General features: G+C 72.5%; 17 protein-coding genes and 1 pseudogene. 7 read left to right on the forward strand and 11 right to left on the reverse strand.

Annotation, left to right across the window (positions count from 1 at the left end; genetic code table 11):
• Positions 1–125 precede the first annotated feature (125 nt).
• Positions 126–734, reverse strand: a complete 609-nt coding sequence (locus tag ACWER9_RS29565; RefSeq protein ID WP_452304928.1) for a DedA family protein — start codon at positions 732–734, stop codon at positions 126–128.
• A gap of 102 nt (positions 735–836) precedes the next feature.
• A complete protein-coding gene (locus tag ACWER9_RS29570) occupies positions 837–1,520 on the reverse strand; it encodes a class I SAM-dependent methyltransferase (RefSeq protein WP_452304929.1) in 684 nt (227 codons plus the stop codon).
• A 193-nt stretch (positions 1,521–1,713) separates the two neighbouring features.
• Here ACWER9_RS29570 and ACWER9_RS29575 point away from each other — a divergent pair, with 193 nt between their 5' ends.
• Positions 1,714–1,917: a cold-shock protein gene (locus ACWER9_RS29575; RefSeq protein ID WP_007462771.1), complete on the forward strand. Its 204-nt coding sequence runs from the start codon at positions 1,714–1,716 to the stop codon at positions 1,915–1,917.
• Positions 1,918–1,965: 48 nt separating this feature from the next.
• Here ACWER9_RS29575 and ACWER9_RS29580 read toward each other — a convergent pair whose 3' ends face one another.
• The 5 genes and pseudogenes from ACWER9_RS29580 to ACWER9_RS29600 all read right to left on the reverse strand — a co-directional run bounded on the left by ACWER9_RS29580 (position 1,966) and on the right by ACWER9_RS29600 (position 7,140).
• A complete protein-coding gene (locus tag ACWER9_RS29580) occupies positions 1,966–3,237 on the reverse strand; it encodes an MFS transporter (RefSeq protein ID WP_452304930.1) in 1,272 nt (423 codons plus the stop codon).
• Entirely contained in the window at positions 3,234–3,809 is a 576-nt protein-coding gene (locus ACWER9_RS29585) for an ArsR/SmtB family transcription factor (protein ID WP_452304931.1), read from the reverse strand. Before ACWER9_RS29585 ends, ACWER9_RS29580 begins: the two co-directional genes overlap by 4 nt.
• A 106-nt stretch (positions 3,810–3,915) precedes the next feature.
• Positions 3,916–4,791 (reverse strand): hypothetical protein, encoded by an 876-nt coding sequence (locus ACWER9_RS29590; protein ID WP_452304932.1) that lies wholly within the window; start codon positions 4,789–4,791, stop codon positions 3,916–3,918.
• Positions 4,792–4,948: 157 nt separating this feature from the next.
• Positions 4,949–6,621: pseudogene (locus ACWER9_RS29595) on the reverse strand (CocE/NonD family hydrolase).
• A gap of 3 nt (positions 6,622–6,624) precedes the next feature.
• On the reverse strand, positions 6,625–7,140 hold the full coding sequence (locus ACWER9_RS29600) for a MarR family winged helix-turn-helix transcriptional regulator (RefSeq protein ID WP_452304933.1): 516 nt from the start codon (positions 7,138–7,140) through the stop codon (positions 6,625–6,627).
• A gap of 123 nt (positions 7,141–7,263) precedes the next feature.
• Here ACWER9_RS29600 and ACWER9_RS29605 point away from each other — a divergent pair, with 123 nt between their 5' ends.
• Positions 7,264–9,387 carry an MMPL family transporter gene (locus ACWER9_RS29605; protein WP_452304934.1) on the forward strand — a complete coding sequence of 708 codons (2,124 nt, stop codon included), beginning with the start codon at positions 7,264–7,266 and terminating at the stop codon, positions 9,385–9,387.
• Here the strand turns inward: ACWER9_RS29605 and ACWER9_RS29610 are convergent.
• A complete protein-coding gene (locus ACWER9_RS29610) occupies positions 9,384–10,799 on the reverse strand; it encodes a DedA family protein (RefSeq protein WP_452304935.1) in 1,416 nt (471 codons plus the stop codon). The genes ACWER9_RS29605 and ACWER9_RS29610 overlap by 4 nt on opposite strands.
• Positions 10,800–10,932: 133 nt before the next feature.
• Here ACWER9_RS29610 and typA point away from each other — a divergent pair, with 133 nt between their 5' ends.
• Together typA and ACWER9_RS29620 are read left to right on the forward strand one after the other, a co-directional pair.
• Positions 10,933–12,801: a translational GTPase TypA gene (gene typA, locus ACWER9_RS29615; protein WP_278147121.1), complete on the forward strand. Its 1,869-nt coding sequence runs from the start codon at positions 10,933–10,935 to the stop codon at positions 12,799–12,801.
• A gap of 110 nt (positions 12,802–12,911) precedes the next feature.
• Positions 12,912–13,760, forward strand: coding sequence for a serine hydrolase (locus ACWER9_RS29620; RefSeq protein ID WP_452304936.1), 849 nt, complete (start codon positions 12,912–12,914; stop codon positions 13,758–13,760).
• A 64-nt stretch (positions 13,761–13,824) separates the two neighbouring features.
• Here the strand turns inward: ACWER9_RS29620 and ACWER9_RS29625 are convergent, their stop codons facing one another.
• Positions 13,825–14,622: a tyrosine-protein phosphatase gene (locus ACWER9_RS29625; RefSeq protein WP_452304937.1), complete on the reverse strand. Its 798-nt coding sequence runs from the start codon at positions 14,620–14,622 to the stop codon at positions 13,825–13,827.
• Between the two features lie 44 nt (positions 14,623–14,666).
• On the opposite strand from ACWER9_RS29625, the gene ACWER9_RS29630 reads away from it, so the two are divergent.
• On the forward strand, positions 14,667–15,764 hold the full coding sequence (locus ACWER9_RS29630) for a mandelate racemase/muconate lactonizing enzyme family protein (protein ID WP_452304938.1): 1,098 nt from the start codon (positions 14,667–14,669) through the stop codon (positions 15,762–15,764).
• Positions 15,765–15,822: 58 nt separating this feature from the next.
• Positions 15,823–16,779 (forward strand): C40 family peptidase, encoded by a 957-nt coding sequence (locus ACWER9_RS29635; RefSeq protein ID WP_452304939.1) that lies wholly within the window; start codon positions 15,823–15,825, stop codon positions 16,777–16,779.
• A 4-nt stretch (positions 16,780–16,783) separates the two neighbouring features.
• Here ACWER9_RS29635 and ACWER9_RS29640 read toward each other — a convergent pair whose 3' ends face one another.
• A complete protein-coding gene (locus tag ACWER9_RS29640; RefSeq protein ID WP_452304940.1) occupies positions 16,784–17,782 on the reverse strand; it encodes a TerC family protein in 999 nt (332 codons plus the stop codon).
• Between the two features lie 467 nt (positions 17,783–18,249).
• Here ACWER9_RS29640 and ACWER9_RS29645 point away from each other — a divergent pair, with 467 nt between their 5' ends.
• Positions 18,250–18,543 (forward strand): antibiotic biosynthesis monooxygenase family protein, encoded by a 294-nt coding sequence (locus ACWER9_RS29645; RefSeq protein ID WP_452304941.1) that lies wholly within the window; start codon positions 18,250–18,252, stop codon positions 18,541–18,543.
• A gap of 112 nt (positions 18,544–18,655) precedes the next feature.
• Here ACWER9_RS29645 and ACWER9_RS29650 read toward each other — a convergent pair whose 3' ends face one another.
• Positions 18,656–19,513, reverse strand: a complete 858-nt coding sequence (locus ACWER9_RS29650; RefSeq protein WP_452304942.1) for a helix-turn-helix domain-containing protein — start codon at positions 19,511–19,513, stop codon at positions 18,656–18,658.
• Positions 19,514–19,697: the final 184 nt, after the last annotated feature.

Here is a 19,697-nt window from a genome sequence, read left to right on the forward strand (position 1 = left end):
CTCGGTGTCGTGCGCCAGGTCGGACTCCTGGTCGACCCGGTGGCCGAACTCGCGCAGCACACCCGTGGCGTCCTCGGCGGCGGCGCCCACCGCAACCCGGCCCCAGCACCCCCGGAGAGAAAAGCTCAGCCGACGACGGAGAACAACCGCCGCCGCGCCCCCAGCAACGCGACGGAGGCCAGCACCAGCCCCACCCCCATCGTGACCAGCAGCGGGCTGGGGTTGCCCGGCAGCAGCCCGGCCACCGAGCGCGACGCGGTGCCCAGGGCGAGGTAGAGACCGGCCCAGGCAGCCGCGCCGATCGCCGCGCAGCCCAGAAATCGGCGGTACGACATGCGCAGCCCGCCGGCGGCCAGGGGCAGCAACGCGTTGAAGACGGGCAGGAACGGCGCGACGACCATCATCCGGCCGCCGCCCCGGTGCAGGATCCCTTCGGCCGCTGCCCACCGCGCCTCGCCGATCCAGCCGCCGATGCGGCTGCGACGCAGTCGGTCGGCGTACTGGCGGCCGATCAGGAAGCTCAGCGACCAGCCGGCCAGACAGCCGACCAGCACCGCGGTGAAGGTGGCCAGCCCGGTGGCGGGTCGGCCGACCCCGACGGCGGCGAGGATCGCGACGTCACCGGGGATGAGGACACCGAGCAGGGGTACGGCGTCAAAGAGCATGACGAGCCCGAGCGCACCCATCAGCAGCAGGACCGGTAGTTCGCCGATCTGGGTCAGCCATTGCGTCATGCGTCGACGCTATGACGACCGCGCCACTTCGGACATCGGGTCGTGACCCCCAGTGACCCCTGGTATCCGTCTCGGGGTGGCCCCTGAGTTGGGATTCCCGCCTCAGGCGGGGCGCAGCACCTGCACGTGGCGCAGCGGCGAGTCGACAGACGGTTCGGTGGTCGGCACCGGGTAGTCGGCCAGCACGGTCAGGCGGTCCGCCGGCAGGTGTCCACGGCCGGGGTCGCCGACAAGCACGTCGGCGCCGGCCGCGGCGACGCGTTGCAGGAAGGGCAGCATCCGGTCGGCCATCTCGCGGTCGTAGAAGACGTCCCCGGCGAGCACCAGGTCGACCGTCGCCTCGGTGCCGTCGAGCAGGTCCTCTCCGGTGGCGTCGACGGCGACGTGGTTGGCCCGCGCGTTGAGGGTGACGGCGGCGACGGCGTACGGGTCGATGTCGTTGGCGGTCACCTCAGCGGCGCCAGCCAGCGCGGCGGCGATGGCCACCAGCCCGGACCCGGCGGCGAGGTCGAGCACCCGACGACCGGCGGCAAGCTCCGGGTGGTCCAGGAGGTGACGGGCCAGGGCCTGCCCGCCAGCCCAGGCGGACGCCCAGTACGGCGCCGGCAGCGTGTGCCCGGCGGCGGCCTCCATCCGGGCCCACCAGACGATCGCGTCCTCGGCCAGGTGCAGCCGTACCTCGGGGACGAACGGGGTGGGCATCAACCGGAGCCGGTCCAGGCCGTCGCCGGGCGCGTCGATCTCCCGTCTCAGCTCGGTCAGCGCGTCGGCTGCGGCACCCCTCATCGGCGCAAGCATGCCGCAGCGGTGGTTGGTCGGGGCGGGTTTCGCATGCCGCCGCGCAGAGTTCACCCGAGTTCCCCCAAAGACCTACGGCACTTCGGCCAGCGGATCGGGGTTTTGCCCGTTACTGTCGGACAGGTACGGGCGATCATCGGCCAGAGGCCGAGGGTCAGCCGCTTTGAACAGGGAGAGATGCATGGCAACCGGCACGGTTAAGTGGTTCAACTCGGAAAAGGGCTTCGGCTTCATCGAGCAGGACGGCGGAGGGCCGGACGTGTTCGTCCACTACTCCGCCATCGCTTCGAGCGGCTACCGGGAGCTCAACGAGGGCCAGAAGGTCGAGTTCGAGGTGACCCAGGGGCAGAAGGGTCCGCAGGCGGACAACGTCCGCCCGATGTAGCTCCGTGCCGGTGACGGCGGCCGGTGACCGGCCGCCGTCGCAGTGCACTCAAGACGCCACCGGGGCGGCGGGCAGGTCCCGCCGCCTTCGGATTGGCCCGATCAGCAGGATCAACGGGGTGAGCGCCTGCCAGGCGGTCATCACGACGACCGCTGTTCCGATGCCGTGACGCGCGCCGATCAGGCCCGCCAGCACCGCCGCAAGCGGAATCGTGCCGTAGTTGAGCAGCTGCATGCTCACCGTCACCCGGCCCAGCAGGTGGTGCGGTGTGTAGGTCTGCCGGAAGGCGCCCTTGACCACGTTGCCGACGGCTACGCCGAGGCTGACAAGCAGGCCGCCCAGCGCCGGCCAGGCCAGCCCGATGCCGGGCGCGGCGAGCGGAATGAGCAGAGCCGGCGGGCCGGCGAGCGCTGCCCCGATCAGCAGGGCCCGCGCCGTGCCGCACCGCCAGCCCAGCCTGGTGGCCAGGAGCGCCCCGATCACCCCGCCGACGCTCATCACTCCGACCAGCGCGCCGACCAGGCCCGGTTCGAGACGCACCTCGCGGACCAGGAAGACCACCAGGACGGCCTGGTAGCCGCTCAGCCCGACGTTGCTTGCCGCGCCGAACGCCGTCAGCACCCGCAGGTACGGGTCCCGGATGACGAAACGCAGCCCTTCGGCGATGTCCTGACGCAGTGACCCGGATCGGTCCGCTCGGCGTACGCGTGGCTCCCGGGTGCGGATCCGCAGCAGCAGGGCCGCCGAGGCGAGGAACGTGAGCGCGTCCACAAGTAGTGCGGCGACGGCACCGGTGAGCTGGGCGATCAGGCCGGCAAGGCCGGGTCCGACGACGTAGCTCACGGTCTGGGTCGCCTGGAGCTTGGCGTTGCCCTCCGCCAGTTGCCCGGGTCGCAGCAGCACCGGCAGGTAGACCTGGTCGGCGGTTTCGAAGAACACCCGCGCGGCGCCGGCGGTGACGGCGACCACCAGCAACTGCGCGACGGTGAGCCGGCCCAGCAGTGCCGCCAGCGGCACGCTGAGGAAGGCCACCGCGCAGAGCAGGTCGCAGACGACCATCACCGGGCGGCGGGGCAACCTGTCGACCCACGCGCCGGCCGGCAGGCCGATCAGCAACCAGGGCAGCCAGGCCGCGGCGGTGAGCACCGCCACCTGGAAGGTGCCGGCGTCGAGGACGGCGACCGCGACCAGGGGCAGCGCGACCGTGGTGATGTTGCTGCCGACGCTGCTGACCGTCTGGCCGGCCCAGAGCAGCCGGAAGTCACGGTGCCGCAGCAGACCTCCGGTCGGCCGGACGTCGGCGGGGGTGGCGGTGGTCACGGCCGGGCCGGTACGCCGTGGACGAACACGAAGACCGGCCGGCGCTGGGCGTCGTCGTCGGGCAGGTCCCGGTCGGCCCAGCGGGCGAGGACCTCGATCATCTCGCGGCTCAGCTCGGCCAGTTCCTGCGGTGTGAGCCGCAGCCAGTGGTCGGTGGAGAACGGCGCGTCGTCCCAGGTCGCCTGGGTGCTCTCGTCGGCGGCGTGCCAGGCCCGGGCCAGGGCGACGTGCCGGTCCAGGTTGAGCGAGGTGGCGGCGTCGGCGACCGCCCGCGAGGCCGGGTCGGCGTCGAAGTCGGCGTTGGACCAGCGCAGCCCCCGGGTGACCAGGCGCCACCACCGCTCGCGCCGGTCCCGGGCCAACTCGGGCGCCTCGGTGACCAGATCCGCGGCGGCGAGGACCTTGAGGTGGTGGCTGACGTTCGCCGGGGCCTGGTCGGTGCGTTCGGCGAGCAGCCCGACGGTGGAGGGCCCGTGCACCTTGAACACGTCCATCAGCCGGCGGCGCAACGGGTGGGACATGGCTGCCAGCACCCGGGAGTCGGTGATCTGGCGTACGTCGGAGCTGTCCATGCCCACAGGATCGCATCCGCAACGACTCTTGCGCAATGTTCGTTGCTCAAGAGTCGTTGCGGATGCCTCGAGAGGGGCGACCCGGCGGCCACGGGCCGCCCCTCGCTCAGGCGACGAGCCGGCGGGCCAACTCGTCGGCGACCTGCTTGGCGATGGTGGGCGGGATCGCGGCCGCGATCTCCTCCGGCGTCAGCCCGGCCAGCACGCCCTGGATGATCGCGTCCTCGTCGGTGAAGTCCCGGTTGGACAACTCCGTCAGCGCGGCCTGCACGGCGCCCACCTGCACGGCGAGCGACTTCAGGGTCGGGTGGGCCGGTTTGTAGTTCGGAACCGTGGCGTCCTCACCCATGGCCATCCGGGTGTAGATCTGCCCGATCGGGTTGCGGCCGTCCAGCACGGTGAGGTTCTTGTGGACGGTGGCCAGCCAGTTGTGCTCTTCGGGGGTCATGTCGTCGTCCTCCAGGAGTCCGATGGAGCTGAGGTAGCGGCGGAACAGGGGCCGCTGGTCGCGGCCCGCCTTGATGGAGTCACGGAAGAAGCTGAAGTGGGTGTGCCAGCGGTGCGAGCTGTCGCCGGTGGTGCGCTTGCCGAGGCGGTCCCACCGCTTCACCGTGGTGCCGTCGGGGCTGTAGATGATCTCCCGGATGTCCCGGGTGTCGGCCGCGTTGGCGACGCACTGCGCGACGCACCAGACCGAGAAGCTGGGCAGGGTGTTCGCCCGGCCACCGGAGCGGACGTCGAACTGCCCGACGTCCAACGCCGCCGCGTCGAGGGTCAGCCCGGCCCGGTCGCGAGGCGACTCGACCACGGAGTAGTCGTTGGGGACCACCCGGTCCGAGCCGCAGTGGTAGCCGCCCCGGTGGGCCGGGTCACCGACGATGCCGACCTCGCCCGGGTCCAGGTCGTCCGGCCCGGGAGCGTTGTCGAGGTGCGTGAGGAGCAGACTTCGGACGGCCAGAAGGTTAGCCGGGGCCCGGGTCATGGGGTCCCCCTTTCGAGAGGTGGGGACCGGGCACGGCATCACACCGCGTACGCGGAGCTGGGCTTCGGGCGAGCCCGGTCTACTGGTGCACGGCGCCGGGCGTTGACTCAACCATAGCCCGCGTTTTCGGCAAATGCCCAGCTCAGGAGGGGTCTGTTCAGATTGGAGGCTGCGGCGGGGCAGAGTGGACGATCGGCAGCAGCAGCGCCGAGGGGTGCGCCGGGTCGTGCAGAACCTGCCGCCAACCGGCACGCAGCGTCACCGCCGTACCGAGGGGCTCGCCGGTGCCGGGGTTGCGGGCCCACCGTGGGTGGGCGCCACCGGAGACCTGCGCCCGCAGTCGGTGCCCGGCGGCGAAGCGGTACGCCGTCGGCCAGAGCGACACCGGGACCCGCAGCACCCCGGACGGGTCGGCCGGGAAGCGCTCGGGCGTGACCCGCACCAGACCGTCGCACACGTTCCACGAGCGACCCCGGCGGTCCACGTCGCACAGACGAACGAAGACGTCCAGGTACGGCAGGTCGCTGCGGACGTGGATCTCGGCGCGGACCGGGCCGATCACCTCGACCGGCGCGGCGAGTGGGGCGCTGGTGTAGGTCAGCACGTCGGGGCGGGCCTCGACGCGCCGGTTGTCGACCCGGCCGGCCCGCTTCGCGACGAGCAGTGGCCCGCCCAGCGACGGGGTGGGGTCGGTGGGGTCGTAGCGGAGCTCGTCGGGAGGCGACGCGACCGGTGGGCGCGTCGACAGTTCGCCGCCGGGTCGCAGGTGCCAGGCGGTCTCGACCGCAGGTGGGGGCCATTCCGGCAGGTCCCGCCAGCCACCGCCGGCACCGCTGACGTACAGCCGGACGGGCGGTTCGCCGGGGCGCGGTCGTCCGCGCGGTCGAGGGGCCGACGGCAGGTGCTCGTCGAGCCAGGCCAACCCCTCGCGCAGCGCGGCCACGAACAGGCCGGGGCTGCCGTGCGTCCACGGGCCGATCACCAGACGCGGTGGTGTGCCGGCGGCACGCAGAACGGCGTGGTCGTCGAGCTGGGCGGGCAGGAAGATGTCGTGCCAGCCGGTGACCATGACCACCGGCGCCCGCACCGCCGCGACCCGGTCGGCGAAGACCCGGGTCCGCCAGTACGCGGCCTGCGGGGTGTGGTGGCGCAGCCACTCCTGGAAGAACGGGATGGTCACGCCGGTGGCCACCCGGTCCGCCCCGGCCAGCGGAAGGTGCTCCAGCGCGGCGGCCAGCCGGGGCTGCCCGCGTTTGAGCTCCCGCTGCCGGGCCAGCCACGGCACGGTCTGCGCGTGCAGCAGCTCCGCCCAGGTCAGCACGGTGTCCAGGGCGAAGGACTCCCCCGCGTACGTCGAGTCCCGGGTGGCCGACGCGGTCACCACGGCGACCATCGCGCGCAGCTCCTCGTCGGCGTCGGCGGCAAGCGCCCACTGCGCGAAGCCCTGGTAGCTGACCCCGAACATGCCGAGCCGGCCGGACCACCAGGGTTGGCGACGCAGCCAGTCCAGGGTGTCCACGCCGTCGTCACGCTCGTGCACCAGCGGGGCGAACGTCCCACCGGAGCCACCGGTGCCCCGGCACGACTGGATCACCGCGTGTCGACCCCGGGCGGCGAGCAGCCGACCGAGCAGCCGCAGCGGTCCACCCCGTCCGTACGGGGTGCGGATCAGCACTGTCGGCGCGCCGCCGACGCCCGGGCGTAGTGGTCGGTGCGCAGCACCACACCGTCGCGGACCCGGACCGGGAGGTCACGGGTGACCCGCACCGGGCCGGGCCGCGTCGGGGGCAGGCGCAGCGCGGCGCTGGCGAGGCGGGTGACGAGCCGCACCGGTCAGCCCGTCGGTCGGCGGGGTGGCTCCGGCCGGGCGGCGCGCACCGCGTCCCGGTGTCCGCGCAGCGACTCGCTCATCTGCGCCATGAACCGGTGCACCACCTCCAGTTCGTCCTCGTCGAAGCGGGCCATCACCGTGTCGGTCCGGGCGCCCAGCGGCTGGAAGAACTCCATGGCCAGGGCGGCGCCCTGGTCGGCGTAGTGCAGCAGCACCTTGCGGCGGTCGATGGTGTCGCGGTCGCGGCGGATGTGCCCGGCCCGTTCCAGCCTGTCGATCAGGGCCGTGACCGAGCCGGAGGAGAGGTTCAGCTGTGCGCCGAGGCGGCCGGGGGTGATCGGGTCACCGAGCAGCTCGGCGTCCATCACCGCGATCAACGCCTGCAGGTCGGTCGGGTTGAGGCCGTGCAGGTTGGCGAAGGCGTGGCCGACCTGCTGGGCGTCCACCGCGTACCGCCGAAGGTTGTTGGTGATCTCCGCGACCAGCTGCTCGCGGCGCGTGTCGCGCCGTCGGTACATGCCGTGAGTCGCCACCTCGCGCCGCTCTTCCCGTCGTCGTTCCCCCGGGTTGCAGCATAGAACAGCCGCCGATAATCTCGGCTATCAAGATACTCGCTCTTCAAAAGACCTAGAGGTCGCCTGATGTCTGTGTTCACCAGAGTCGCCCGTGGTCGGCTGGCCGCCTGGCTCACCGTGGCCGCCGCGATCGTCGTCGGCGCGGCCGTCTTCGCGACGCCCCAGCCGGACAATCCGGAGCCGGTCTCCGCCACCGGCCTGTCCGTGCAGTGGCAGTCGACCCAGGTGCAGCGTCTCCAGGACCAGCTGCCCACCAGCGACGTGCAACCGGCCATCGTGGTGATCAGCCGTGGCGACGGCAGCGCGCTGACCGAAGCCGACCGGGGCACCGTCGGCGCCCACGCCGACGGCCTGCGCCGCTTCGCGGTGGGCGGGCAGGTCAGCCCCACCCAGGTCTCCCCGGACGGCACGGTCGCCCTCGTCGCCGTTCCGCTTGACACCGCCGGCGGGCAGGATGTCGTCACCGACACGGTGACCCAACTGCGCACCGCCCTGGCGGACCTGCCCGACGGGCTGACCGCCGAGGTGACCGGCGCCCCGGCCTTCACCGCCGACCTCTCCTCGGTGTTCGACGGCGCCGACGTCACCCTGCTCGCGGTGACCGCCGCCGTGGTCGCGCTGCTCCTGCTGATCACCTACCGCAGCCCGTTCCTGTGGATCGTGCCGCTGGCCGTGGTCGCCGCGACCGAGCAGCTCACCCTGCGCGCGGTGGACGTCATCGTGCCGGGCGTCGGCATCAACCTCCAGCAGGGCCAGGTCACCGGCATCGCCAGCGTGCTGGTCTTCGGCGCCGCCACCGACTACGCGCTGCTGCTCATCGCCCGCTACCGGGAGGAGTTGCGCCGCGAGGAGGACCGGTTCGCGGCGATGCGCGCCGCGCTGCGCCGCACCGCGGAGCCCATCCTCGCCAGCGGCGGCACCGTCGTGCTCGGCGTCCTCACCCTGCTGCTCAGCGAGCAGGAGACCAACCGGGCACTCGCGGTGGCCTGCGCCACCGGCGTGCTCTTCGCCATGCTCTCGGCCCTGTTCGTGCTCCCCGCGGTGCTGGTGCTCTTCGGTCGCGGCCTGTTCTGGCCGTTCGTACCCCGGGTCGGCGGCCCGGTCCGCGAGGGTCGGCTCTGGGGTCGACTCGGCGCCACCGTGCACCGCCGCCCGGTGGTGGTCGCCACACTTGCCACCCTGCTGCTCGCCGGCCTGGCCCTGGGTGGGCTCGGCATCCGCACCGGCCTGTCCGAGACCGAACAGTTCCGGGCCGAGCCCGAGGCGGTGACCGGGGCGCAGACCCTGGCGAAGGCCTTCCCCGCCGGCAGCACCCAACCCGTCGCCGTGATCACCACCCCGGCGGCGGTGCGGGCGGTCACCGACGCCGCCACCGCCGTACCCGGTGTCGCCTCGGCGCGCCCCGGCGACGCCGGCGCAGCCGTCGCCCAGGTCGACGTGGTCCTCGACGCCGAACCCGGCACCACCGCCTCGGACCGGGCGATCGAGGCGCTGCGCGAGGCGGTGGCCGCAGTTCCCGACTCCGCGCCGCCGGCCGTCACCGGCGCCGACGCACCGGCCGGGGCGATCGTCGGTGGCTCCGTGGCCGCCACCTACGACTCCGACGAGGCCAACGACCGTGACCTACGACTCATCCTGCCGATCATCCTGCTGCTTGTCGGCGCCGTGCTCGTGCTCCTGCTGCGCGGCCTGCTCGCGCCGCTGCTGCTGGTGCTCACCGTGATCGCGTCGTTCTTCGCCAGCCTCGGGGCGGCCTGGCTGCTCTTCGACCACGTGCTGGGCTTCCCCGCCCTGGACAGCGGTGTGCTGCTGCTCGCCTTCGTGTTCCTGGTGGCGCTCGGGGTGGACTACAACATCTTCCTGGTCACCCGGGCCCGGGAGGACGCCCGCAGCGCCGGCACCCGCGCCGGGATGCTCTCCGCCCTGCGGGTCACCGGCGGCGTGATCACCAGCGCCGGGGTGCTGCTCGCCGCGGTCTTCGCCGTACTCGGCGTGCTACCGCTGATCACCCTGACCCAGATCGGCATCATCGTCTGCATCGGTGTCCTGCTCGACACCCTGCTGGTCCGCACGGTCCTGGTGCCGGCGCTGGCGTTCCTGCTCGGTGACCGCTTCTGGTGGCCCGGCCGCATCGCACGCGACCCGGCAGAGGTCACCGCGGCGTCACCGGAGCCGGTGGCCGCGCCCTAGGGTTCGACCGGGCGGCGGTCCACCGACGACGGCCGCCCGGCCTGGTCCACCGGCGGTTGACGGTCCCCCACCGCCCGGTCCCGGGTCGCCCAGGCAACCATGAACACCGCCGTCCAGAGCACCCCGAGCAGCACCCCCGCGGCGGTCCCGCTCGCCGTGTCCAGCCCGAGGTAGAGCCGCGCGGCGCCGATCCCGAGCAGCCCCGCCACGGCGGCGGTCCAGGCGGCCACCGCCACCGGCCAGTGGGAACTGCGCGACACCAGCCAGGCCAGGGTGCAGAAGCTCGCCGCGACCACGGCGTTCTGGGTCGACAGCGGGGCCACCTCCGCGCCGCCCGGCGCGGTCCCGTCCGGGCCGGTCAGCTCGGCCACCACGGCCAGCACCACGAGCGGCACGAACGCGCCCACCGTGCCGACCACGCTGAGCAGGTCCGCCCGCCAGGGCCGGTTGCGCCACGCCAGCACCGCCGCCACCAACGCCACCAACAGAATCAGCACCGACCCGCGGACCACCGACACCACGACGAGCGTGGCGTCGGCGGCGCCCGAGGTACGCCGCGCGGCGAACCACCCCGCGATGGCACCGTCCAACGCGGCCAGCCCACTGTTGCGCACCGCCACCGCGAGCAGACCGGCGATGGCGAGCCCGGCGGCGAAGAGCAACAGCAGACCGGCGGCCAGATTGAGCAGCAGCGTCCAGGCGGGGCCGACCCGCATGGCCACCAGGAAGAACAGCACCCCGTAGCGGGCGGTCAGCCACCGCACCGGGGGCAGCGCCCCCGCCCGGGACAGCAGCGCCCGCACCGGGTCGGGGTTACGACCCAGCCACCGGCCGGCGAGCACCACACCCACCAGGCCGGCCAGCAGCAGGAACGCCACCCCGGTGGCGCGGCCGAGCAGTCGGGAGACCGTGTCGTACGACTCACCGGCGAGGTGACCGAGCAGCACCGAGCCGCCCACCCAGGTCACCACCCCGGCCAGGTTCCACAGGACGAAACGCCGGTACGGCATGCCGGCCGCACCGGCCAGCCGGGGCACCAGGGTCCGGGCGAAAGCCACCCACCGGGCGGCGAAGACCCCGCGACCACCCAGCCGGGCGAGCATGGCGTCGGCGCGGGCCCACCGCTGCGGCCCGACCCGGTGACCCAGCCCGGCGCGCAGCCGAGGGCCATACCGCCGTCCGGCGCGAAAGGCCAGCCCATCGCCGAGGACCGCCGCGGCGATCATCGCGAGCAACGCCGGCCCGAGCCGCAAGGTACCGTTGTAGGTGAGGAAGCCGACGAGCAGCAGGGTAGCCTCACCCGGCACGAGCAGGCCGAAGATCACCGCGGTCTCGCCCGCCACGATCAGCGCGGCGACCAGGTAGATCCACAGGGTGGGCAGACCCTGCACCCAGGTCAGCAGGTCGTGCACTCAGGCCCCCGGGACACGGGAGCCAGCATGCCAGCCGGGGGAACCACCGGCACAGCGGTTTCACCATAGATCAGGGGCACCTGGGGGTGACCCCGACGCAGCCTGCGCGAGCGCAGGCGGAAGGATAGAGGGTATGCAGCTTCGCACCGACCTCCGCAACGTCGCCATCATCGCTCACGTCGACCACGGCAAGACCACCCTGGTCGACGCCATGTTGCGGCAGGCCGGCGCGTACGGCGCACGCGGCGAGAACACCGAGCGGGTGATGGACTCCGGTGACCTGGAGCGGGAAAAGGGCATCACGATCCTGGCCAAGAACACCGGTGTGCGGTACCTGCCGGCGGACGGCTCCGACCCGGTCACCATCAACATCATCGACACCCCCGGCCACGCCGACTTCGGCGGCGAGGTCGAGCGCGGCCTGACCATGGTCGACGGCGTCGTCCTGCTCGTCGACGCCAGCGAGGGCCCACTGCCGCAGACCCGCTTCGTGCTGCGCAAGGCGCTGCGGGCCCGGATGCCGATCATCCTGGTGATCAACAAGGTGGACCGTCCGGACGCCCGGATCAAGGAGGTCGTGGACGACACCTACGAGCTCTTCCTCGACCTGGACGCCGACGAGGAGCAGATCGACTTCCCGATCGTCTACGCCTGCGCCCGCGACGGCATCGCCTCGCTGACCCAGCCCGCCGACGGTTCGGTGCCCGACGACAGCACCTCCCTGGAGCCGCTGTTCCGCACCCTGCTGGACACCATCCCGGCGCCCGCGTACGAGGACGGCGCGCCGCTGCAGGCCCACGTCACCAACCTGGACGCCTCGCCGTTCCTCGGCCGCCTCGCGCTGTGCCGGGTCCGTCAGGGCACCATCAGCAAGGGTCAGACGGTGGCCTGGTGCCGCACCGACGGCAGCACCCAGCGGGTCCGCATCTCCGAGATGCTGATGACCGAGGGCCTGGAGCGCAAGCCGGCCGAGACCGCCGGCCCGGGCGACATCATCGCCGTCGCCGGCATCTCCGACATCATGATCGGTGAGACCCTCGCGGACCCGGAGAACCCGGAGCCGCTGCCGCTGATCACCGTCGACGAGCCGGCCATCTCGATGACCATCGGCACCAACACCTCGCCGCTCGTCGGCCGGGTCAAGGGCTCCAAGGTCACCGCGCGGATGGTCAAGGACCGGCTCGACAAGGAGCTGATCGGCAACGTGTCGCTGCGGGTCCTGCCCACCGAGCGGCCGGACGCCTGGGAGGTGCAGGGCCGCGGCGAGCTGGCGCTGGCCATCCTGGTCGAGCAGATGCGCCGGGAGAGCTACGAGCTGACCGTCGGCAAGCCGCAGGTCGTCACCAAGGAGATCGACGGCAAGACCTGTGAGCCGGTCGAGCGGCTGACCATCGACGCCCCGGAGGAATACCTGGGTGCCATCACTCAGCTCCTCGCCACCCGCAAGGGCCGGATGGAGCAGCTGGTCAACCACGGCACCGGCTGGATCCGGATGGAGTGGCTGGTGCCGGCACGTGGCCTGATCGGCTTCCGCACCGAGTTCCTCACCGACACCCGGGGCACCGGCATCCTGCACCACGTCTTCGAGTCGTACGAGCCGTGGTTCGGCGAGCTGCGCACCCGCAACAACGGTTCGCTCGTCGCCGACCGCGCCGGCGCGGTCACCGCCTTCGCGATGATCAACCTCCAGGAGCGCGGCCAGCTCTTCGTCGAGCCGACCACCGAGGTGTACGAGGGCATGATCGTCGGGGAGAACTCCCGCTCCGACGACATGGACGTCAACATCACCAAGGAGAAGAAGCTCACCAACATGCGGGCGTCGACCTCCGACGAGACCGAGAAGCTCATCCCGCCGCGCAAGCTCTCGCTGGAGCAGGCCCTTGAGTTCTGCCGCGAGGACGAGTGCGTCGAGGTCACCCCGACCGCGGTCCGCATCCGCAAGGTGGTCCTCGACCAGCAGCAGCGGGGCCGCGCCGCCGCCCGCCGCAAGCACGCCAACTGACCCACGAGCACCCGCACCGGGCGCGTCGACCGCTTGCGGTCGGCGCGCCCGTCGCTCTCCCCCGACGGGTACGCGACCCCACCCACTCGTGGTCCGCTACGGTCACCGGCATGACCTGGGATGATCTCGACGCCCACCTGGACCGGGTGCCCGGCACCGTCTCCGCGTACGTCGGGCGGCTCGACACCCCGCCGACCTGGACCCGCCACCCGGACGCCGGCCACTACGCCGCGAGCACCATGAAGGTCGCGGTGCTCGCCGCGCTGCACCGCGCCGCCGAGGCCGGCACCCTCGCCCTGGACACCCCGGTCCCGGTCGTCAACGACTTCGACTCCGCCCGACCCGGCGCACCCCGCTTCGCCTGCGCGCAGCACTACGACAACGACGACGCGGTCTGGGACCGACTCGGCGGCACCGCGTCGCTGCGCTGGCTGGCCGACCGGATGATCGTGCGCTCCAGCAACCTCGCCACCAACCTCGTCCTCGGCCACGTCGGGCTGCCCGCCGTCGCCGAGGTCTGGGCGCTCGCCGGCGCCCGCACCAGCGTCACCGGCCGCGGCATCGAGGACTTCGCCGCCCGCGAGGCCGGCATCACCAACACCGTCAGCGCCGCCGACCTGGCCGCCCTCCTCGGCGCCCTGGCCACCGGGGCCACCACCCCCGGCCAGATCGCCCCACCGGCCGCCTGCACCACCATGCTTGACGTCCTGCTCGCCCAGGAACACCGCGAGGACCTCGCCGCGGGCCTCCCCGAGGGCACCCGCATCGCGCACAAGAACGGCTGGGTACGCGGCGTCCGCCACGGTGCCGGCGTGGTGCTGCCCGACGACGCCCCGCCGTACCTGATCGCCGTCTGCACCACCACCGACCTGGACAGCGGCGACGACGTGGAGGACGACGCCTGCCTGCTGCTCGCGCACATCTCGGCGCAGGTCTGGGGGGCCCGCCACCGGCTCTGACCCGACGGCCTCGGCGGCGAGCCAGCGCCGTCGGCCAGGCACCGACCGCACCGGCGCGCGCCCGTCACTCCAGCAGTCGCGCCCGCAACGCGCGGAGGTCGGCGTCGGTGAGCCCCAGCCCGTCGCGCAGGTACGCGTCGAACGAGCCGTGCACCCGACGCACCTCGGCGTAACCGGCGTCGAGGTACTCGGCGCGGACCTCCAGCACCGGCAGCACCGCCTCGACGTCCAGCTCCGGGTTGCGCCGGCGCATCGCCTCGACGATCACCGCCCGCAGGCTCTCGGTCAGCTCGTTGTTGCGCAGGTAGTCGGCCCGGATCGCCGCCTCGTCCACACCGAGCGCCGTCAACAGGATCACGGTGAGCCACCCGGTGCGGTCCTTGCCCGCCGAGCAGTGGTAGACAAGCGGCAGGTTCTCCGGCTGGGTCGCCAACCGCACCGCCTCGGCGAAACCGACCCGCGCCGACTCACCGGTGACGAACCAGCGGTAGATCGCCGCCATCGCCTCCGCAGTGCCCTGCCGGGCCAGCTCCGCGTACGCGTCCAGGTCGTGACCGAGCAGCACCGCCGAGACGTACGTGAACACCGGGTGCTCCGGATCGTGCACCGGCAGGCGCACCACCCGCGTCTCACCGGCGAGCCGGTCCTCGGGGGCGACCGCGATCTCCGTGCCGTCGCGCAGATCGACCACGCACGCCGGCCCCAGTTTCGCCAGCACCGGCAGGTCCTCGTCGGTCAGCCGACCCAGCGCCGGAGTGCGGACCAACTGGCCGACGCGCACCCGCCGCCCGTCCGCGCCGACAAGCCCGCCCAGGTCACGCGCGTTCGGCGCACCCACCAGCTCCCAGCCCTGCCCGCTCATCCGGTCTCCCCTCCGAAGGTGAACCTCCGTATAGGGTGCCTGACATGACGATCTCGGCGGTACGCACCCACCGGGTTTCCGCCCCCTTACACACCCCGTTCGTCACCGCGCTACGCCGTACCACCACAGTGGACACGCTGGTCGTCGAACTCGTCGACAGCGACGGCCGGTCCGGCTTCGGCGAGGCGCCCCAGGTCTGGCAGGTCACCGGCGCGTCGGTCGCCGGCGCGCAGGCGTGCGTCCGCGAGCTGCTCGGCCCACAGTTGATCGGCCGTGACCCGGACGACCTGGTGACCCGTTGCGCCGAGGTGCAGCGCGCGGTGGTCGGCAACGAGGCCGCGAAGGCGGCGGTGGACGTCGCCCTGCACGACCTCGCCGCGCAGCGGTTGGGCGTACCCCTGGTGCGGTTGCTCGGGGGCACCACGCTGCGGGTCCCGACGGACGTCACGCTCGCGGCGGGTGACGCGGTGGACCTGGCGGCCGCGGCCCGCCAGCGGCAGGCCGACGGCTTCGACGTGCTCAAGTTGAAGGTCGGCACCGACGCGGCAGGTGACCTGGACCGGGTGCGGGCCGTCCGGGCCGCCGTCGGGCCCGGGGTCCGGATCCGGCTGGACGCCAACCAGGGCTGGACCCCGCGGGAGGCGGTACGGGTGATCCGCGGCATCGAGGACGCCGGGCTCGACGTGGAGCTGGTCGAACAGCCGGTCGTCCGCTGGGACCTGGACGGGCTGGCCTGGGTCAGCGACCGGGTGTCCGTGCCGATCCTCGCCGACGAGGCAGTCTTCGGGGTCCGTGACCTGGTGGAGGTGATCCGTCGCCGGGCCGCCGACCTGGTCAACGTCAAGCTGGCCAAGTGCGGTGGCCTGCACCCGGCCCGCACCCTGCTCGACCTGGCCACCGCCCACGGGCTCGGCACGGTGGTCGGTTCGATGATGGAGAGCCAGGTCGGCATCGGGGCGGCGGCGAGCCTGGTCGCCGCGTACGGCACCACAGCTGTCGCCGACCTGGACGCGGCCTGGTGGCTGGCCTGGTCCCCGGTGCAGGGCGGAATCCGTTACGACGGGGCGACCGTGGTCCTGCCGAACCTCCCTGGCCTGGGCATCTCCGGCCTCACTGAAGCAAAGGTGCAGGCTCGTGGTTGATGACCGTCGGTTTCTTTCATAGGGTTCCCTGGACAGCCGACACGATCTGGGGGTTGACGTGGAGCTGCAACCGGGCCGCGAGGCCGTCGTCCGGGTCGCCGTGGCGACGCTGTGGACCGCCCCCGAGGCGGTCCGTCCGGTCGACTGCCCCGCACTGACCGCCGGTGCCGACATCCCGACCTGGATCTCCGGGATGGACACCGACCAGCAGGTCGGCGACTGCGTGCTGAGCCAACTCCTGCTCGGCGAACGGGTCCTCGTCAGTGAGCTACGCCCGGACGGCTGGGCCCGTGTCGTCGCCGTCGAACAACCAGCGGCCAAGCTGGACCCCCGCGGTTACCCGGGCTGGCTCCCCAGCGAGCAGTTGACCGCTCTCGACCCGACCCGCACCACCGCCGATCAGCCCCTGGTGGTGGACGCCACGGTCACCGGTCTGCACGCCGCCCCGAACGGGCCGGTCGAGGTGCCCGGCGTGGTCGTCGGCACCCGCCTCGTCCCGGCCGGCCCCGCCCACGACGGCTGGCGTCCGGTGCACGTCCCCGGCCGAGCCACGCCGCTCTGGCTGCCCGACGGCCACCTCGTGCCGGCGTCGGCCGCGTCGCCGACCGCCGAGCAGGCGCTCGCGGTGGCACAGCGACTGCTCGACGTGGCCTACATCTGGGGTGGCCTCTCCGCACACGGCATCGACTGCTCGGGTCTGGTGCATCTGGCGTGGCGGCGGTTCGGGGTGCTGCTGCCACGCGACGCCGACGACCAGGCCGTGGCCACCACGCCCCTGCCGTTGGGCGCGGAACGCCCCGGCGACCTCTACTTCTTCGCCCGCCCCGGCCGCAAGATCCACCACATCGGGATCGTCACCGCCCCGCCCGGCGACGGCGACCAACGCCGGATGCTGCACGCCTGCTACCGGCGGCGACGGGTCATCGAGGAGCAACTGCCGGCCGATCGGACCGCGACCCTCGTCGGCGCTCACCGGGTCGGGCCGGCCGGGCGCGTTGCCGCACCCGGCCGGTAACCGCTCAGCGTCGGGCGTCGGCCAACTCGCGACGCCGGTCCCGGGAGGACTTGATCAGGCTGGCGGCGGTGGCGACGCCCAGGGTGCCGATGATGACCAGCAGCGACAACCAGATCGGGATGTGCGGCGCCCAACCGACGTGCTCACCACCGTTGACGAACGGCAGGTTGTTGTCGGCCAACGCCTCCAGCACCAGCTTGACCCCGATGAAGCCGAGCACGACGGCCAGGCCGTAGCTCAGGTAGATCAACCGGTCGAGCAGGCCACCGAGCAGGAAGTAGAGCTGACGCAGGCCCATCAGCGCGAAGACGTTCGCGGTGAAGACCAGGTACGGCTCCTGGGTGATGCCGAAGATCGCCGGGATCGAGTCCAGAGCGAAGATCAGGTCGGTGGTGCCGATCGCGATCATCACGATCAGCATCGGGGTGAACAGCCGCCTGCCGGCCGAGTGGGTGGTGAGCTTCGCCCCGTCGTAGTCCTTCGAGATCGGCAGCGCCTTGCGGCTCCACCGGATCAGCACGTTCTCGGAGAACTCGTCCTCGTCCGGCTCACCCTGGCGGGCCAGGTTCACCGCCGTGTAGATCAGGAACGCGCCGAAGATGTAGAACACCCAGGAGAACTGTGTGATCAGCGCCGCACCGGCGGCGATGAACCCGCCGCGCATCACCAGCGCCAGCACGATGCCGACGAGCAGCACCTTCTGCTGGTACTGCCGGGGCACCCCGAAGCGGGCCATGATGATCACGAAGACGAAGAGGTTGTCCACCGAGAGGCTGTACTCGGTGAGCCAGCCGGTGTAGAACTGGCCGGCCGCGCTGGCCCCGGAGGTCAGCCAGACCCCCGCGCCGAAGATCAGGGCAAGGCCGACGTAGAAGGCGACCCAGAGGCTCGACTCCCGCACACTCGGCTCGTGCGGGCGCCGACCAATGATCAACAGGTCGACGAGCAGAACCGCAGTCAGTGCGACGAGCGTTCCCGCCCACACCAATCCGGACACGTCCAACGTTCAATCCTCCGGCAGACACGCGGCGTCGGGCACACCGTACGCCCCCGCGAGGGCCGGTGTGCCGCTGTCGCTCACTCTGGTGACTGTCGGAGGTCTCTTCCGCCGTCGCCCCGACGAGGGGCGGCGACCTACGGGGCCGGGTCGGGTCGCCGTGGTTCCGGCGATCGACCGTGCTGACGACTCCGTTGCGGGGGAATACTCCCCTCCTCGGTGACCATTGTTGCCCACCACTGCCCGTGATCACACCCCGGGCACCCGGTGGCGCTGGCCACCCCGGGCGCTCGGCGCCACACCGCCTAGTGCTTCCTAGGAGGCTAGTGCAGGTCGGGTGCGGCGATCGGGTGCGGCGATCGGGTCGGTGAGCGAGCCGGTGAGCGACCAGCCGGCGGCGAGCAGGCCGACGGCGACGCCGGAACAGACCCCGCGACACCGCCGGCCCCGACCGCCGTGGGAGGCTGTCCGGCATGGTGCTTGAGGTCGCGCTGATCGATGTACTACCCGGACACGAGGACGCGTTCGCCAAGGCGTACGCCGAGGGCCACCCGGTGCTCGCCGGGGCGACCGGTTGCCGGTCCGTGCGGATGACCCGAGGAATCGAGTCACCGACCCGCTTCGTGCTGCTCGTCGAATGGGACTCGGTCGAGGCGCACGAGGACAACTTCCGGGCCACCGAACGGTTCGCGCAGTGGCGGGCCCTGATCGGGCCCCACTTCGCGGGACCGCCAGTCGTCGAACACTTCCTCGACGTACCGGCCTGAGCCGAACTGTCGTACCCCGCGGTTATCGTGCCGTGCGCACGCGCCGGCCGCCGGCCCCGACGGGCTCGGGGGCGCCGGGCCCGGTGGCCGCGCGGCGCGTCACCGTCGGCCGTTACTCGCCGACGCGGCGGGCCAGCATGGTGACCGTCTCCTCCGGTGACAGCGCCGCGGCAAGCAGCGCCTCGGTCATCCGCTCGTAGCGGTCGACATCGAGCACGGTGGCCAACCGGACGTCGGTGGTCAACGCCTCCAGCATCACCGTCCGCGGGTCCGCCGGGTCGGGAAAGGCGTAGCAGGAATACGGTGTGAGCGGGTGCAGCCCGCCACCGGCCGCCCCCCGGGGCAACAGTCGCACGGTGACGTGGGACAGGCCGGTCACGGCGACCAGGTGCCGCAGCTGTTCCCGCCAGACCGCCACCGGCAGGTCACCCGGGTCGCAGACGGCCTCGGCGAGCACCGCCGTGTAACGCGGCGGGTAGGCCCGCCGCAGCACCTCCTGCCGCAGCGCCCGGGCACGCACCTCGGCCTCCACGTCGACCTCCGGCGTGAGCTGGGCGCCGGCCGCGACCAGCACCCGGGCGTACGCGGGTGTCTGGAGCAGCCCCGGCACCACCGACGGCTGGTACTCGACGATGTCGGCGGCGCCCGCCTCCAACTCGGCGTACGTACGCTGCCGTTCGCTCATCTCGCCGAGGGTCTTCCACCAGCCACGACTGGTCGCCGCGTCCCGGGCGATGACGATCAGCGCCTCCCGGGCCGGCGTCGGCACCTTGTAGACATCCAGCAGGTCGAGCACGTCGGCAAGGTCCGGACGGCTCTGACCCAGCTCGATGCGTGACAGCTTCGACGTCGAGGCCCAGCCCAACCGGTCGCAGACCTGCTCCAGCGTCAGCGACTCGCGCCGACGGAGCTGGCGCAGCTCTGCGCCCAGACGTGCACGTCGAATGACAGGACTTGTTGGCAGCGGCATCCCGGCCTCCCCACCGAGGGAGACTACGCAGGACGGTCACCCAGTGCAATAGTTCGCTCGCGCACCGCAATCAGGGCATTCGCCGCCCTTGCCGTTTCCGACCGCCGGCACATGCGGTAATCGCTGGTCCGCGCCCCGCGCCCCGCGCCCCGCGCCCCGCGCCCCGCGCCCCGCGCCCCGCGCC

The organism is Micromonospora sp. NPDC003944, from assembly GCF_053605225.1.

Bases quoted from the DNA above. Each gene is read 5' to 3' on its own strand.
- ACWER9_RS29585 (WP_452304931.1), bottom strand. From the start codon at position 3,809: ATGGACAGCTCCGACGTACGCCAGATCACCGACTCCCGGGTGCTGGCA.
- ACWER9_RS29620 (WP_452304936.1), top strand. From the start codon at position 12,912: ATGACCTGGGATGATCTCGACGCCCACCTGGACCGGGTGCCCGGCACC.
- typA (WP_278147121.1), top strand. From the start codon at position 10,933: ATGCAGCTTCGCACCGACCTCCGCAACGTCGCCATCATCGCTCACGTC.
- ACWER9_RS29605 (WP_452304934.1), top strand. From the start codon at position 7,264: ATGTCTGTGTTCACCAGAGTCGCCCGTGGTCGGCTGGCCGCCTGGCTC.
- ACWER9_RS29600 (WP_452304933.1), bottom strand. From the start codon at position 7,140: ATGTACCGACGGCGCGACACGCGCCGCGAGCAGCTGGTCGCGGAGATC.
- ACWER9_RS29650 (WP_452304942.1), bottom strand. From the start codon at position 19,513: ATGCCGCTGCCAACAAGTCCTGTCATTCGACGTGCACGTCTGGGCGCA.
- ACWER9_RS29565 (WP_452304928.1), bottom strand. From the start codon at position 734: ATGACGCAATGGCTGACCCAGATCGGCGAACTACCGGTCCTGCTGCTG.
- ACWER9_RS29575 (WP_007462771.1), top strand. From the start codon at position 1,714: ATGGCAACCGGCACGGTTAAGTGGTTCAACTCGGAAAAGGGCTTCGGC.
- ACWER9_RS29625 (WP_452304937.1), bottom strand. From the start codon at position 14,622: ATGAGCGGGCAGGGCTGGGAGCTGGTGGGTGCGCCGAACGCGCGTGAC.
- ACWER9_RS29590 (WP_452304932.1), bottom strand. From the start codon at position 4,791: ATGACCCGGGCCCCGGCTAACCTTCTGGCCGTCCGAAGTCTGCTCCTC.
- ACWER9_RS29645 (WP_452304941.1), top strand. From the start codon at position 18,250: ATGGTGCTTGAGGTCGCGCTGATCGATGTACTACCCGGACACGAGGAC.
- ACWER9_RS29570 (WP_452304929.1), bottom strand. From the start codon at position 1,520: ATGAGGGGTGCCGCAGCCGACGCGCTGACCGAGCTGAGACGGGAGATC.
- ACWER9_RS29630 (WP_452304938.1), top strand. From the start codon at position 14,667: ATGACGATCTCGGCGGTACGCACCCACCGGGTTTCCGCCCCCTTACAC.